This is a genomic window from Allobosea sp. BH3 (assembly GCF_025499465.1).
Classification (GTDB): domain Bacteria; phylum Pseudomonadota; class Alphaproteobacteria; order Rhizobiales; family Beijerinckiaceae; genus Allobosea.
Genome location: NZ_JAIMCA010000002.1, coordinates 517,811 through 530,441, shown reverse-complemented (window position 1 = coordinate 530,441; position 12,631 = coordinate 517,811). Strand labels below are relative to the sequence as shown.

Annotated in this window: 13 protein-coding genes; 9 read left to right on the top strand and 4 right to left on the bottom strand. The window is 66.3% G+C overall.

Annotated features, from left to right (window positions below; genetic code table 11):
• Window positions 1-28 precede the first annotated feature (28 nt).
• The gene (gene dapE, locus BoBH3_RS07500; RefSeq protein ID WP_262330139.1) at window positions 29-1,240 is read right to left on the bottom strand and encodes a succinyl-diaminopimelate desuccinylase; all 1,212 of its coding nucleotides are present in this window, start codon (window positions 1,238-1,240) and stop codon (window positions 29-31) included.
• A gap of 25 nt (window positions 1,241-1,265) precedes the next feature.
• On the bottom strand, window positions 1,266-1,691 hold the full coding sequence (locus BoBH3_RS07495) for a DUF805 domain-containing protein (protein WP_262330138.1): 426 nt from the start codon (window positions 1,689-1,691) through the stop codon (window positions 1,266-1,268).
• Window positions 1,692-1,941: 250 nt separating this feature from the next.
• Here BoBH3_RS07495 and BoBH3_RS07490 point away from each other — a divergent pair, with 250 nt between their 5' ends.
• The 9 genes from BoBH3_RS07490 to BoBH3_RS07450 all read left to right on the top strand — a co-directional run bounded on the left by BoBH3_RS07490 (window position 1,942) and on the right by BoBH3_RS07450 (window position 10,675).
• Window positions 1,942-2,556 (top strand): ribonuclease D, encoded by a 615-nt coding sequence (locus BoBH3_RS07490; protein ID WP_262330137.1) that lies wholly within the window; start codon window positions 1,942-1,944, stop codon window positions 2,554-2,556.
• Window positions 2,557-2,768: 212 nt separating this feature from the next.
• A complete protein-coding gene (lptC, locus tag BoBH3_RS07485) occupies window positions 2,769-3,557 on the top strand; it encodes an LPS export ABC transporter periplasmic protein LptC (RefSeq protein ID WP_262330136.1) in 789 nt (262 codons plus the stop codon).
• A 1-nt stretch (window position 3,558) separates the two neighbouring features.
• Entirely contained in the window at window positions 3,559-4,305 is a 747-nt protein-coding gene (locus BoBH3_RS07480) for an LptA/OstA family protein (RefSeq protein ID WP_262330135.1), read from the top strand.
• Window positions 4,306-4,478: 173 nt separating this feature from the next.
• Window positions 4,479-5,276 carry an LPS export ABC transporter ATP-binding protein gene (gene lptB, locus BoBH3_RS07475; RefSeq protein ID WP_262330457.1) on the top strand — a complete coding sequence of 266 codons (798 nt, stop codon included), beginning with the start codon at window positions 4,479-4,481 and terminating at the stop codon, window positions 5,274-5,276.
• A 242-nt stretch (window positions 5,277-5,518) separates the two neighbouring features.
• Window positions 5,519-7,042, top strand: coding sequence for an RNA polymerase factor sigma-54 (gene rpoN, locus BoBH3_RS07470; protein ID WP_262330134.1), 1,524 nt, complete (start codon window positions 5,519-5,521; stop codon window positions 7,040-7,042).
• Window positions 7,043-7,352: 310 nt separating this feature from the next.
• The gene (hpf, locus tag BoBH3_RS07465; protein WP_262330133.1) at window positions 7,353-7,937 is read left to right on the top strand and encodes a ribosome hibernation-promoting factor, HPF/YfiA family; all 585 of its coding nucleotides are present in this window, start codon (window positions 7,353-7,355) and stop codon (window positions 7,935-7,937) included.
• 86 nt (window positions 7,938-8,023) lie between these two features.
• Entirely contained in the window at window positions 8,024-8,485 is a 462-nt protein-coding gene (gene ptsN, locus BoBH3_RS07460) for a PTS IIA-like nitrogen regulatory protein PtsN (protein ID WP_262330132.1), read from the top strand.
• Between the two features lie 241 nt (window positions 8,486-8,726).
• Window positions 8,727-10,355, top strand: coding sequence for a fumarate hydratase (locus BoBH3_RS07455; protein ID WP_262330131.1), 1,629 nt, complete (start codon window positions 8,727-8,729; stop codon window positions 10,353-10,355).
• Window positions 10,352-10,675 carry a hypothetical protein gene (locus BoBH3_RS07450; RefSeq protein WP_262330130.1) on the top strand — a complete coding sequence of 108 codons (324 nt, stop codon included), beginning with the start codon at window positions 10,352-10,354 and terminating at the stop codon, window positions 10,673-10,675. The genes BoBH3_RS07455 and BoBH3_RS07450 overlap by 4 nt, the downstream gene beginning before the upstream one ends.
• A gap of 11 nt (window positions 10,676-10,686) precedes the next feature.
• On the opposite strand, the gene BoBH3_RS07445 is transcribed toward BoBH3_RS07450, so the two are convergent.
• Both BoBH3_RS07445 and BoBH3_RS07440 read right to left on the bottom strand, forming a co-directional pair.
• On the bottom strand, window positions 10,687-11,661 hold the full coding sequence (locus tag BoBH3_RS07445) for an alpha/beta hydrolase family protein (protein ID WP_262330129.1): 975 nt from the start codon (window positions 11,659-11,661) through the stop codon (window positions 10,687-10,689).
• Entirely contained in the window at window positions 11,658-12,521 is an 864-nt protein-coding gene (locus BoBH3_RS07440) for an AraC family transcriptional regulator (RefSeq protein WP_262330128.1), read from the bottom strand. The genes BoBH3_RS07445 and BoBH3_RS07440 overlap by 4 nt, the downstream gene beginning before the upstream one ends.
• Between the last annotated feature and the right edge of the window lie 110 nt (window positions 12,522-12,631).

Genomic DNA, 12,631 nt, shown 5'->3' with positions numbered 1-12,631 from the left:
GGAGATAATGAGCCTCGGTTCCCGGCCGTCAAGCCCTATGTTGCACTGCAAAATAGCTGGCGAGTAAACGATGCGTGATCCGCTCCAGCGCCGAGAGATCCGCGACCGCCACGCATTCGTCGATCTGGTGCATCGTCTTGCCGACGACGCCGTATTCCACCACCGGGCAATAGTTCTTGATGAATCGGGCGTCGGAGGTGCCGCCCGTGGTGGAGAGCGCCGGGCGCTTGCCCGTCTCGGCCTCGACCGCATCGGCGACCATCGCGACGAACGGGCCGGGCTGCGTCAGGAACGCGACAGAGTTGGTCGGGCGGAATTTGATCTCGTAGCGCACGGCGTTGCCGGCAGCCTCCTGCAGCCGCCGCTCGATCTCGGCGGCGAGCGTCTCGGGCATCCAGACATCGTTGAAGCGGATGTTGAACACCGCCTTCGCCTGGGCGGGAATGACGTTCGTCGCCGGGTTCCCGACATCGAGCGTCGTCACCTCGAGATTGCTGGCGTCGAAATGCTCGGTGCCGGTGTCGAGTGGTGCGGCGTCGAGCGCGGCCAGCAGGCGCACCATGACGCGGATCGGATTGTCGGCGAGATGCGGATAGCCGACATGGCCCTGGATGCCCTTGACCGTCAGCTCGCCGGACAGTGAGCCGCGCCGGCCGATCTTGACCATGTCGCTCATCGCTGCCGGGTTGGTCGGCTCGCCCAGGATGCAGTGGTCAAAGCGCTCGCCGCGCTCATGCGCCCATTTGAGCAGCTTCACCGTGCCGTTGACGGCGGGGCCTTCCTCGTCGCCGGTGACCAGGAAGGCGATCGAGCCCGGCGCTTGCGGGTTCTCGCGGCGGTAGCGGATCGCGGCCGAGACCATCGATGCGAGCCCGCCCTTCATGTCGCAGGCGCCGCGCCCGTAGAGGATGCCGTTCTCGATGGCGCCGGCGAAGGGCTCGCGGCTCCATGCGGCCTCGTCCCCGACGGGTACGACATCGCTATGGCCGGCGATGACGAAGACCGGCGCCTGCGTGCCGATGCGGGCATAGAGGTTCTCGATATCCGGCATGCCCGGCTCGCTGAACACCGGGCGATGCACGTCATAGCCCTCGGCTCCCAGCACGGCGGCGAGCAGCGCGAGCGCGCCGCCCTCCTGCGGCGTCACCGACGGGCAGCGCACCAGCGCCTGCGTCAGCGCGACCGGATCGGCGGGATCGAAGGAGAGGGCAGGGGCGGAGGCGGCGGGCTCGGTCGTCATGGCGCGGCTTTAGCGCGCTTTCGGCTCAGGTGGAACCGGCCTCTGCGACGGCTGGCTGAGCGGCCTCCTCGGGCTTTGCCGAAGGCATCAGGCCGAGATCGATGAAGGCCACGATCCAGGCGATGGTCGAGATCGCTTCCAGCGAGGGGCGCCAGCCGAAGGGCAGATACTGGCGCAGCTGCTCGGGCAGCACGATGGCGCAGATCAGCAGGATGCCGAAGAGCGGAACGCTGCCACGGTCGTTGGCGCGTTTGGCCGCGAGCGCGGCCCAGGGAAACAGCGCGAAGGCGTTGATGAAGGCGAGGGCCGTCTGCGCGGTCTGGCGATCGGTGAACTGCGGCACGATCCGCTGCAGAGCCAGCAGCGTCAACGCCACGATCGCGCTGCCGAGCCAGAAGGCCCGCAGGCCGATGCGGCCGTCGAAATCGCTGAACAGGCGGATCAGGACCATGCTTGGAGCTCCCTCCAGCCCTTGTCGCATGCCGGGCCCCGCAGTTGAAGCACATGGTGAATAAAAGGTTAACGAGGCGGGGTGCAGCCTGTGCCGCTTTGGCCAGCTGCTGCAGAAAGAGCTTGAACCGCGCCGATCCGGCCGCTAGCTGCGGAAATGCGTCCGTCCCGGCGGGCGCTGAGCAAGCGATCAGCGAATCGTGAACAAGGCCGTTTGGCGGGGCTTCCCGCCGGCCAGCGAGGTTTCGAGCATGACCATCCGTTTCCATCGCGGCGACCTGCCGGACGGCTATGAAGCCGGAGCCAGCGTCGCGATCGATACCGAGACGCTGGGCCTCAATCCGCATCGCGACCGGCTCTGCGTGGTGCAGCTCTCGCGCGGCGACGGGACCGCCGATGTCGTCCAGATCCCGAAGGGCGGCGAGCGGCCGAAGAACCTGATCCGCCTGCTGGAGGACCCGGCGGTGCTGAAGCTCTTTCACTTCGCGCGTTTCGATGTCGCCGTGCTGCGCCAGGCTTTCGGCGTCGTCACCACGCCGATCTACTGCACCAAGATCGCCTCGAAGCTGACGCGCACCTATACCGACCGCCACGGGCTGAAGGACCTGGTGAGGGAGCTGCTGGGCGTCGAGCTCTCGAAGCAGCAGCAATCCTCGGACTGGGGCGCGGACACGTTGAGCGAGGCGCAGCTCACCTATGCCGCCTCGGACGTGCTGCATCTGCACGCGCTGCACGCCAAGCTTGAGGTGATGCTGGCGCGCGAGGGGCGCACCGATCTCGCCCGGGCCTGCTTCAACTTCCTGCCCCATCGCGCCGAGCTCGATCTGGCGGGCTGGGGCGAGACCGACATCTTCGCGCACGCTTGACAAATTTGAAGGGTTCTAGCGTCAGTCTTCACGCGAATGGGTGCGGGCGCGCGCGATTCCCTTTGCTGGATCATTGCGCGTCCGCCCGGACGCGATAGCGGTGATCGACCCATGAGGTATGGCATCGGAGTCTTTCGAAAAGTGGATTCCGCCTTTCGGTCTGATGCCGTAGCGACACGAAAATGCCGTGAGCGGCTGCCATTGCGCGGGACATGACTGTGGCAATGACCTTCAACGACCCGGCCGGCAGGCTGACCGCGCAGGCGCTTCGACGCAGCGCGGCCTTCGGCGCTGCACGCCGGCACACCCGGCTCGTCCATATCCTGCGCGGCGTGATTCCGGTCGCGGCCGTGGCTCTGGTGCTGGCGCTGGTGGTGATTCCCTTCCTCAGCCCGCTCGGCGGCAAGCTCGCCAATGTCTCCGTGAGCTCGGTCGGCATCAGCGGCGGCAAGGTCAAGATGGAGACGCCGAAGCTCTCCGGCTATCGCAAGGACAACCGGCCCTATCAGGTCACGGCCGAGAACGCCTTCCAGGAAATCCGCAACCCGACCCAGGTCGAGCTGCAGGCGCTGACGGCGCGCATCCAGATGGAGCGCGAAGGTTGGGTGACGGTGAATGCCCGGACCGGGCTGTTCGACACGCAGAAGGAGAAGCTGCGGCTCGTCGACGACGTCAACATCAAGACCGAGAACGGCCACGCGATGCAGATGCGCACTGCCGATATCGACTTCAAATCCGGCGCCGTCGTCTCGAAGGAGCCGGTCAAGGTCAGCCTCGGCGACACTACGGTGGACGCCGCCACGCTTGACGTGAAGAACAATGGCGAGTTGATCGTCTTCGAGGGGCGGGTGCGGGTCTTCATTCCGAACGCGCCGAAAGGTACCATTGCGGGGCCCGAGCGCGAAGGCAGCACGCCGATGCTGGAGCTGCTGCAGGCGAATCGGGACGCGCCCGCGGGCGAGGCGCCGGCCAATGGCGCCGGCAACGGGAAGAGACAGTGACATGACCAAGGCTGGCCAGACCTTTTCCTTCGCCGGGATTTTTCCGTGCACGAAGGAGCTCCACGGGGCGGCGCTGCTGCTGGCGGCGGGCCTGATCCTGCTCGGCGCGCCGCAGGCGGCATGGGCGCAGCAGCCTGCTGTGCAGGGCAAGGCTCGCGGCGCGGGCAATGCGTCCTCCCCGCTTGGTGGGCTGGGCGGCGACAGCAAGGAGCCGATCAAGATCGACGCCGACAAGCTCGATGTGCTCGACAAGGAGAACAAGGCCGTCTTCACCGGCAATGTCGTCGCGGTCCAGGGCGAGACGACGGTGCGCTGCTCGGAGATGACTGTGCTCTATGAAGGGCGCGGCGGTCAGGGCGGGGCTGCCTCGGCCCGCGCCGCCACCCCGGCGCCGGCCCCTGCGGCCGCCGCGGGCGGCAACCAGGCGAATGACAGCTCGATCAAGCGCATCCTCTGCAAGGGGCCGGTCACGGTCGTCTCCAAGACCCAGGCCGCGACCTCGGACAATGCGGAGTTCGACCGCGCCAACAACGTCGTCATCATGACCGGCAACGTGGCGCTGAACGACGGGCCGAACATCACGCGCGGCGAGAAGCTGACCTACAACACGGTCACGGGCGTCGCCAATGTCGAGACCAACAAGGGCGGCCGCGTGCAGGGCTTCTTCGTGCCGAACTCGACCGACAGCAGCAAGACGGACGCGAACAAGCCTGCCGCCGGCCAGCCGGCACCCAAGCCGACCAATTGACGTTGCCTACCAATTGATGTCGCCGACCCATTGAGGTCGCGCGCCAACTGATCTCGCCCCTAACTGAACGAGCAGCAGTGACCGTTTTCGACGCTCCCCGTCCCGCCGCCAGCCATTCGGCTGCGTCGGCGCGTCCCGATGCTGGCCCGCAGCAGGGCGGTGCCTTCAGCCGCCTGCGTGACCTGTTCTCCGGGCGAGGCCGGGCTGTGCAGAGCCGGCCTGCCATGACGGCCGCCGCCATCGGCGGGCCGGGCATCCTGGCGGTCAGTAACCTGCGCAAGAGCTATGGCGGGCGCACCGTCGTCAGCGATGCGAGCCTCTATCTGCGCCAGGGCGAGGCGGTCGGCCTGCTCGGCCCGAACGGTGCCGGCAAGACCACGATCTTCTACATGATCACCGGGCTGGTCGCCGCCGATTTCGGCGTCATCTCGCTGGAAGGCAACGACATCACCGCGCTGCCGATGTATCAGCGCGCCCGCCTCGGCATCGGCTACCTGCCGCAGGAAGCCTCGATCTTCCGCGGCCTCTCCGTCGAGGACAACATCCGCTCCGTTCTGGAAGTGGTGGAGCCGGACCGGAAGGCGCGCGAGCGCCAGCTCGACCAGCTTCTCGACGAGTTCACCATCGCCCGGCTGCGCAAGGCGCCCTCGATCGCGCTGTCCGGCGGCGAGCGCCGCCGCTGCGAGATCGCTCGCGCGCTCGCCGGCAAGCCCTCCTTCATCCTGCTCGACGAGCCCTTCGCCGGCATCGACCCGATCGCGGTCGGCGACATCCAGGCGCTGGTGCGCCAGCTGACCGATCGCGGGATCGGCGTGCTGATCACCGACCACAACGTCCGCGAGACGCTCGGCCTCGTCGACCGCGCCTACATCATCCACTCCGGACGCGTGCTGACCGAGGGCTCGCCGGCGGACATCATCGCCAATCCCGATGTGCGCCGCGTCTACCTCGGAGAGGATTTCCGCCTCTGACGGTCTGCCCGGCCGTCATTCCGAGGGGTCGCATCGGCGACGCCTCGGCGGATGAGGGTGGAGTTTTTCAGGCGATCCCTGCCTCGCAAGGATTTTGCAGTTGCGAGATCGCGCTGCGGCGCATTATCGTTCCTGCCTGCGGATAAGGCAGGGCCTTTGACGCGGCGAAAAGCTGGCGCTACTGTCCCCTTGGAAGCAAAAAGCGTGCCGACCGGCGCGCCTGTGGAAAGGGCCTTTCGCGCATGGCGATGATGCCGCGCATGGAGCTGCGCCAGGGACAGTCCCTGGTGATGACGCCGCAGCTGCTGCAGGCGATCAAGCTCCTTCAGCTCTCTCATCTCGAATTGCAGAATTTCGTCGATGGCGAGCTTGAGCGGAATCCGCTGCTGGAGCGTGATGAGGGGTCCGACCTGCCGGTCCGGGCCGATGGCGCCGACGGCCTGCACGATGCCGACCCCGAGAGCTACGCCCGCGCCGAGAGCCTGAATACCCAGGAGGGCATCGAGGGCCGGCTTGGGACCGGGCTCGACAACGTCTTCCAGAGCGAGCAGCCGAGCGCGGCGCGCAGCGATGCGGGCGGCGTCGACAGCCTGCCGATCATCGGCGGCGCCTATGGCTCGCGCGGCGGCTCCTTCGAGGACGGGCCTGACGGTTTCGAGAGCGGGCTGACGACGGAAATCTCGCTGCACGATCATCTCAGCGCCCAGCTGGACCTCGCGATCACCGATCCGGCCGACCGCATCATCGGCCGCCACCTCGTCGATGCTGTCGACGACAGCGGCTATCTCGGCGAGCCGATCGCCGACATCGCCGAGCGGCTCGGCGTGGCGCCCCTGCGCGTCGAGGCCGTGCTCGGCATCGTCCAGGGCTTCGATCCCTCCGGCGTGGCGGCGCGTGATGTCGCCGAATGCCTGTCGATCCAGCTGCGCGACCGCAACCGCTTTGACCCGGCGATGCAGGCCCTGGTCGCCAATCTCCACCTCGTCGCCAAGCGCGATTTCGCGGCGCTGAAGCGGGTCTGCGGTGTCGACGACGAGGACATTGCCGACATGGTCGGCGAGATCCGCCGGCTCGACCCGAAGCCCGGCCGGGCCTTCGGCGGCTCGGCGGCCGAAACCGTGGTGCCGGACGTCTTCATCCGCGCCGCGCCGGACGGCTCCTGGCTGATCGACCTCAACCCGGACACATTGCCGCGCCTGCTGGTCAACCAGACCTATCATGCCCGCGTCTCGAAGGCGGCCCGCAACGACGAGGACAAGGCCTTCATCGCCGAATGCCTGCAGACGGCGAACTGGCTGACCCGTTCGCTGGAGCAGCGCGCCCGCACCATCCTGAAGGTCGCCAGCGAGATCGTCCGTCAGCAGGACGGCTTCTTCGCCCACGGCGTCGAGCATCTGCGCCCGCTCAACCTCAAGACGGTCGCCGACGCCATCGGCATGCATGAATCGACCGTCTCGCGCGTGACGTCGAACAAGTATCTGACCTGCTCGCGCGGCGTCTTCGAGATGAAGTATTTCTTCTCGGCGGCCATCGCTGCGACAGGCTATGGCGAGGCGCATTCGGCCGAGGCCGTGCGCTTCCGCATCAAGCACATGATCGACGAGGAGAGCCCCTCCGACGTGCTCTCGGACGATGCCATCGTCACGAAGCTGAAGGCCGGCGGCATCGACATCGCCCGGCGCACCGTGGCGAAGTACCGTGAATCCCTTCGCATTCCCTCCTCGATGGAGCGGCGGCGGGAGAAGGTCGCGATGGCCGGCCGGTGAGTCCGGCGCAGTTTTGTTCCAAAGCCTCGGCGCATGCGGGCCATGAGCCTCTTGCCTCATTGACAGACCGGACTCCCAGTTCTTACCTGCTCTAGATGGCCGGCTATTGGCCATGGCTTAGAGGCTGTCATGAGCCTTGGACGGGCGCTACGCATGGCGCTGACGCAGTGAGGTGAAACAGGGCGACTCCGGCGTCGCACCCTTGCCGATATCGCCGTATCGGCTGCGCGATGCTCCTCGCAATCGCCCTGTTGGACCTTGGTCAGCCCGCCCAACGCTCATGACAGCTTCGCATAAGGGGAAGCACTCCATGAGCTTGCGAATCTCCGGCAAGAATCTCGATGTCGGCGAGGCCCTGCGGGGCCAGGCCGAGGAACGGGTCGCTGCGGCGGTCAGCAAATATTACGAGGGTGGCTATCAGGGCCATGTGACGGTCGACAAGGACGGCACCGCCTTCCGGACCGACACCGTCATTCATCTCTCCTCCGGGATCACGCTGGAAGCCTCCGCCACGGCCCACGACGCCTATGCCAGCCTCGACAAGATGGCTGAGCGCATCGAGAAGCGGCTGCGGCGCTACAAGCGCAGGTTGAAGGACCGCTCGGGTGCCAATGGCCGCGAGCCCGGCATCGAAATCCCCAGCTATGTGATCGCCGCTCCGGATGACGATATCGAGGAATTCGATGGCGTTTCGGTGGGTGACAACCCTGTGATCGTGGCAGAGTCCACCAAATCCCTGCATGTGTTGACGGTAAGTGACGCGGTGGCGGAGCTCGATATGACCGGCGCGCCGGTCATCATCTTTCGCCATGCTGGCAATGGCCGCATGAACATCGTATACCGCCGCCGCGACGGCAATATCGGCTGGATCGATCCGCCGGCATCGCTTTCCTGAGGGGCCGGCGGACGACCCGCACCGGCCGTCGAACCTGACTCGTGCCGGCGATTTCCGGCCGGCACGGGACATGCATGGACGGGCGTATGACGCTGACCGATCTCCTGAGCCCCAATGCGGTGATCTCCCCGCTCCGGGCCAATGGCAAGAAGCAGGCGCTGCAGGAGCTTGCCCAGCATGCCGCAGCGCTGACTGGCTTGCCCGAGCGCGAGCTCTCCGAGGCGCTGCTCCAGCGCGAGCGCCTCGGCTCCACCGGCATCGGCGACGGCATCGCCATCCCCCATGGCCGCCTGCCCGGTATCGACAGGCTGATCGGGCTCTTTGCCCGGGTCGAGAAGCCGATCGATTTCGACGCTCTGGACGGCCAGCCGGTCGACATCATCTTCGTGCTGATCGCGCCGGAAGGGGCGGGCGCCGACCATCTCAAGGCGCTGGCCCGCGTCGCCCGCGTGCTGCGCAACCAGTCAGTGCTGGATCAGGTCCGCAAGATCCGCGACCCCGGCGCAATCTACGCGGTGCTCGCGGAATCGGCGGCGCAGGCGGCCTGAGCCGCGCCTCCGTCATTGCGAGGAGCGAAGCGACGAAGCAATCCAGGGGGCTGGGTCGAACGCCTCCCCCCAGTCCCCTGGATTGCTTCGCTGCGCTCGCAATGACGTCGGGGTTCCGCTCCACTCTACAGCCATTAAAGACTGCTTGGACGCGAGGGGCTGACCGGCTATGACCCCGGCAGGATCGGCGTCGCGCTTTCATGCATCGAGCGCGGCGCGCCAAGTTTCGGAGCCGCTCACCATGGCCTATACGCATGTCGATCTCTTCCCACTCGGCGAGGACGCGACCCCCTATCGCAAGCTCGGCAGCGAGGGTGTCACGGTCGAGAAGATCGGCGACCGCGAGGTTCTGAGCGTCTCGCGCGAGGCCATCCGCAAGCTCTCCGAGCAGGCCTTCATCGACATCAATCATCTGCTGCGCCCCGGCCATCTCGCGCAGCTCGCCAAGATCCTCGACGATCCCGAGGCGACCTCGAACGACAAGTTCGTCGCCTACGACCTGCTCAAGAACGCCAATATCGCCGCCGGCGGCGTGCTGCCGATGTGCCAGGACACCGGCACCGCGATCATCATGGGCAAGAAGGGCCGCAAGGTCTGGACCGATGGCGAGGACGAGGAGGCGCTGGGCGAGGGTGTCTATGATGCCTATCTCAAGCGCAACCTGCGTTATTCCCAGGTGGCCCCGCTCTCCATGTTCGAGGAGAAGAACACCGCGACCAACCTGCCCGCGCAGATCGACATCTATGCCGAGGGCAAGGGCCACAATGAGGACGCCTACAAGTTCCTCTTCGTCTGCAAGGGCGGCGGCTCGGCCAACAAGACCTTCCTCTATCAGGCGACGCCCTCTCTCCTCACCAAGGACCGCATGATGGCGTTCCTGAAGGAGAAGATTCTGACGCTCGGCACCGCCGCCTGCCCGCCCTATCACCTCGCCATCGTCATCGGCGGCACCTCGGCCGAGCAGAACCTGAAGACGGTCAAGCTCGCCTCGACCCGCTATCTCGACGAACTGCCGACGCAGGGCTCGCCCTCGGGCCATGCCTTCCGCGATCTTGAGATGGAGGAAGAGGTCCACAAGATGACGCAGTCGCTCGGCGTCGGCGCGCAGTTCGGCGGCAAGTATTTCTGCCATGACGTCCGCGTCATCCGCCTGCCGCGCCACGGCGCCTCGCTGCCGATCGGGCTTGGCGTCTCTTGCTCGGCCGACCGTCAGGCCAAGGGCAAGATCACCAGGGACGGCATCTTCCTGGAGGCGCTGGAGGCCGATCCGTCGAAATACCTGCCGGATGTCGACGAGGCGAAGCTCGGCGGCGACGTCGTCAAGGTCGATCTCAACCGGCCGATGAGCGAGATCCTCGCCACGCTGAGCAAGTACCCGGTCAAGACCCGGCTCTCGCTCACGGGCACGATCGTCGTCGCCCGCGACGCCGCCCACGCCAAGATCCGCGAGCGCCTCGAAAGCCAGCAGGGCATGCCGGACTATTTCAAGAACCACCCGGTCTACTATGCCGGCCCGGCCAAGACGCCCGAGGGCTTCGCCTCCGGCTCCTTCGGCCCGACCACGGCCGGCCGCATGGATTCCTTTGTCGACCAGTTCCAGTCCTTCGGCGGCTCGATGGTGATGCTCGCCAAGGGCAACCGCTCTGCCTCGGTCCGGGAAGCCTGCAAGGCGCATGGCGGCTTCTATCTCGGCTCCATCGGCGGCCCGGCGGCCCGCCTCGCGCAGGACTGCATCCGCAAGGTCGAGGTGCTGGAATATCCCGAGCTCGGCATGGAAGCGGTCTGGAAGATCGAGGTCGAGGATTTCCCCGCCTTCATCGTCATCGACGACAAGGGCAACGACTTCTTCAAGGAGCTGAACCTCGGATGAGGCTGGCTCTCGCCCTTATGGGATTGCTGCTTGCGGGGCCGGCGCTCGCCCAGCAGCCGCGCCCCTCGACCTGCTCGCGCGACATCTTCCAGAACGAGGCCGGCTTCCGCCAGCAGCAGTCCCGGCTCGCGGCGGTGGCCAACGCGGACCAGGCGACGCAGTGCCGCGCCTATCGCGAGCACGTCGCCTATCTCCAGAAATCGCGCGCCGTCTTCGCGACCTGCCAGACCGGCCGGGACCGTGAACGCAATGTCGCCGAGATGGATTCCGAGCTGGTGAACTATCGTGCGCTCATCGCCAACCGCTGCGGCGGGCGGTGACACCGGCGCTGCTAACGAAGCGCTGGCGGCTGGCCGAGTTGAGCTTTCAGGAAGGTGAGCACGCTGGCGTTGAAATCGGCGTGAAAGGCCGCCCGGTCGAAACCGGGCGGATCGCTGCAGAGATCGGGAGCCGATTGAGCCAGTTCTGCGGGGCAGGGCGTCAGGAAGGAGAAATGCTGGGAGCTGGGGACGACGCGGAATTCGGGCCTCACCTGCAGCCGGCTCGCGATGTCGGCCACGCTGGCCGGCGTCACGCCATCGCCGCCGCGTTCCGAGCCCCAGAGCTGAACCGGCACCTGCACGCTCTTGAAGCTGTCCTGCGTAAAGAAGACGCTGAGCGGGTCGGCGATGACCGCCGCCTTGATGCGAGCATCATGGCTGAGCTCGGGTAGCTGTCCCATGCGGACCTGCTCGCAAAGCGCGTCGCTCTTGCCCTCGCAGAGCTGGAGGCGTTTGCCGAAATACGGATTGGCACCGATGGCGACGAGCCCCGTATAGCCGCCCCGCGAGAAGCCGAAGAAGCCGATGCGGCTTGCATCGATCGCGGCGGCATCGGGCCATGAGCCGAGCATGTAATCGATCACGCGTTTGATGTCGGCCGGCCGCTCGACGAAGATCGGGAACTCGTTCGTGCGACTCCTGTCGGGGGCACTGTCGCCGGGATGATTGATCGCCACGACGACGAAGCCGGCATCGGCTAGAAACTCCGCCGTGTCGCGATGTCCGAGGAAACTCCCGGTCTTGCCATGCGAGATCACGACGAGCGGCCGCTTCTCGCCAGAGAGCGGGCAGTTCATGCTGACTGACATGACGAACGGGCCGAGTCGCGTTTCGCTTGCGGGGCGATTGCACGGATACCAGACCGCGCCCTTGAACGCTTGAAGCCTCCCCTGGGCTGGAACTTCGATTGGCTTGAACCCGGCGGCCTGTGTCGTCGAGGCTGCGAGGCTGAAGGCGGCAAAGGCGAAGAAGCGGCGGAATTTCATGGCAGGCTCGGGCGGCGGATCGGGATCAGAAGTTCGGTGCGCAATGCGGCGGGTTCGATACCGCGCGTTGACATATCGAGATAGTGCTCCAGCGTGGGCCGGTCGTCCGGCTCGTAGCCGCTATCCGGCATCCATCTGGCATACAGGGCGTGCACCGCGGCGTTGATGCGGGTGTAGGGGCCGGTTAGCGGGTACGAGGCATAACGACCGCCCGGAATCTCCAGGATTTCGATGTCCGGATCTGCTGGCCGGGGGCCGGTCGAGGCGATGGCGGCGTAATATCTGAAGCGGGTGGGATCGGCGGGGTTGCCGAATGAGGCACCCCATTTTGCCGTGATGACCTGTGCACCGGCGCGACGGCGCAATTGCCGATGCGTATGGGGAACGGTCGCGAAAGGCCCGACATGACGCAGCGCATACACCCGCTGCGCCGGCCGTTCGACAATCTCGACGACGGGAGTCGCCGCATCGTTGCCGCAAGACGTCGGTGTCGTGGCGGCAGTGCGGGGTGTCTGCCTCATCTGCTGCTGGAAAGCGCGCGGCGAATGCCCGGTAAACTGGCGAAAGGCGCGGGTGAAAGCCTGCGGACTGTCGTAGCCGACCATCAGGGCAATTTGCGTGACGCTGTCGTCGGAACGGATCAGGAGGCGTGTCGCGAGAGCGAGCCGGACCCGGCGGGTCGTCGCGGCAGCGGTCTCGCCCACCATGGCGGCGTAGACGCGATGAAAATGGAAGGGTGAGACATGCGCGATGCGCGCGAGGTCGTCGAGGCGCAGATCCGCCACCGGATCAGCGGTGATGGCTGCGACAGTGCGGGCCACGCGGCTGCGGTAATGCAGTTCGGTTCGATCGCTGACCATGAATTGAACTCTGCCCTATCGGCGAGCGGAAAACTTAGCGGCTCTTGCTAAAATGCCAGTGTTGCTGGAGCGCTCCATGCTCATCAAACATCCTAATTCATCTCGTGGAT

Coding starts and splice junctions, on each gene's coding strand:
- BoBH3_RS07480 (WP_262330135.1), top strand. CDS start 3,559: ATGACCAAGGCTGGCCAGACCTTTTCCTTCGCCGGGATTTTTCCGTGC.
- BoBH3_RS07450 (WP_262330130.1), top strand. CDS start 10,352: ATGAGGCTGGCTCTCGCCCTTATGGGATTGCTGCTTGCGGGGCCGGCG.
- ptsN (WP_262330132.1), top strand. CDS start 8,024: ATGACGCTGACCGATCTCCTGAGCCCCAATGCGGTGATCTCCCCGCTC.
- BoBH3_RS07495 (WP_262330138.1), bottom strand. CDS start 1,691: ATGGTCCTGATCCGCCTGTTCAGCGATTTCGACGGCCGCATCGGCCTG.
- dapE (WP_262330139.1), bottom strand. CDS start 1,240: ATGACGACCGAGCCCGCCGCCTCCGCCCCTGCCCTCTCCTTCGATCCC.
- BoBH3_RS07445 (WP_262330129.1), bottom strand. CDS start 11,661: ATGAAATTCCGCCGCTTCTTCGCCTTTGCCGCCTTCAGCCTCGCAGCC.
- BoBH3_RS07490 (WP_262330137.1), top strand. CDS start 1,942: ATGACCATCCGTTTCCATCGCGGCGACCTGCCGGACGGCTATGAAGCC.
- BoBH3_RS07440 (WP_262330128.1), bottom strand. CDS start 12,521: ATGGTCAGCGATCGAACCGAACTGCATTACCGCAGCCGCGTGGCCCGC.
- rpoN (WP_262330134.1), top strand. CDS start 5,519: ATGGCGATGATGCCGCGCATGGAGCTGCGCCAGGGACAGTCCCTGGTG.
- hpf (WP_262330133.1), top strand. CDS start 7,353: ATGAGCTTGCGAATCTCCGGCAAGAATCTCGATGTCGGCGAGGCCCTG.
- lptC (WP_262330136.1), top strand. CDS start 2,769: ATGACTGTGGCAATGACCTTCAACGACCCGGCCGGCAGGCTGACCGCG.
- BoBH3_RS07455 (WP_262330131.1), top strand. CDS start 8,727: ATGGCCTATACGCATGTCGATCTCTTCCCACTCGGCGAGGACGCGACC.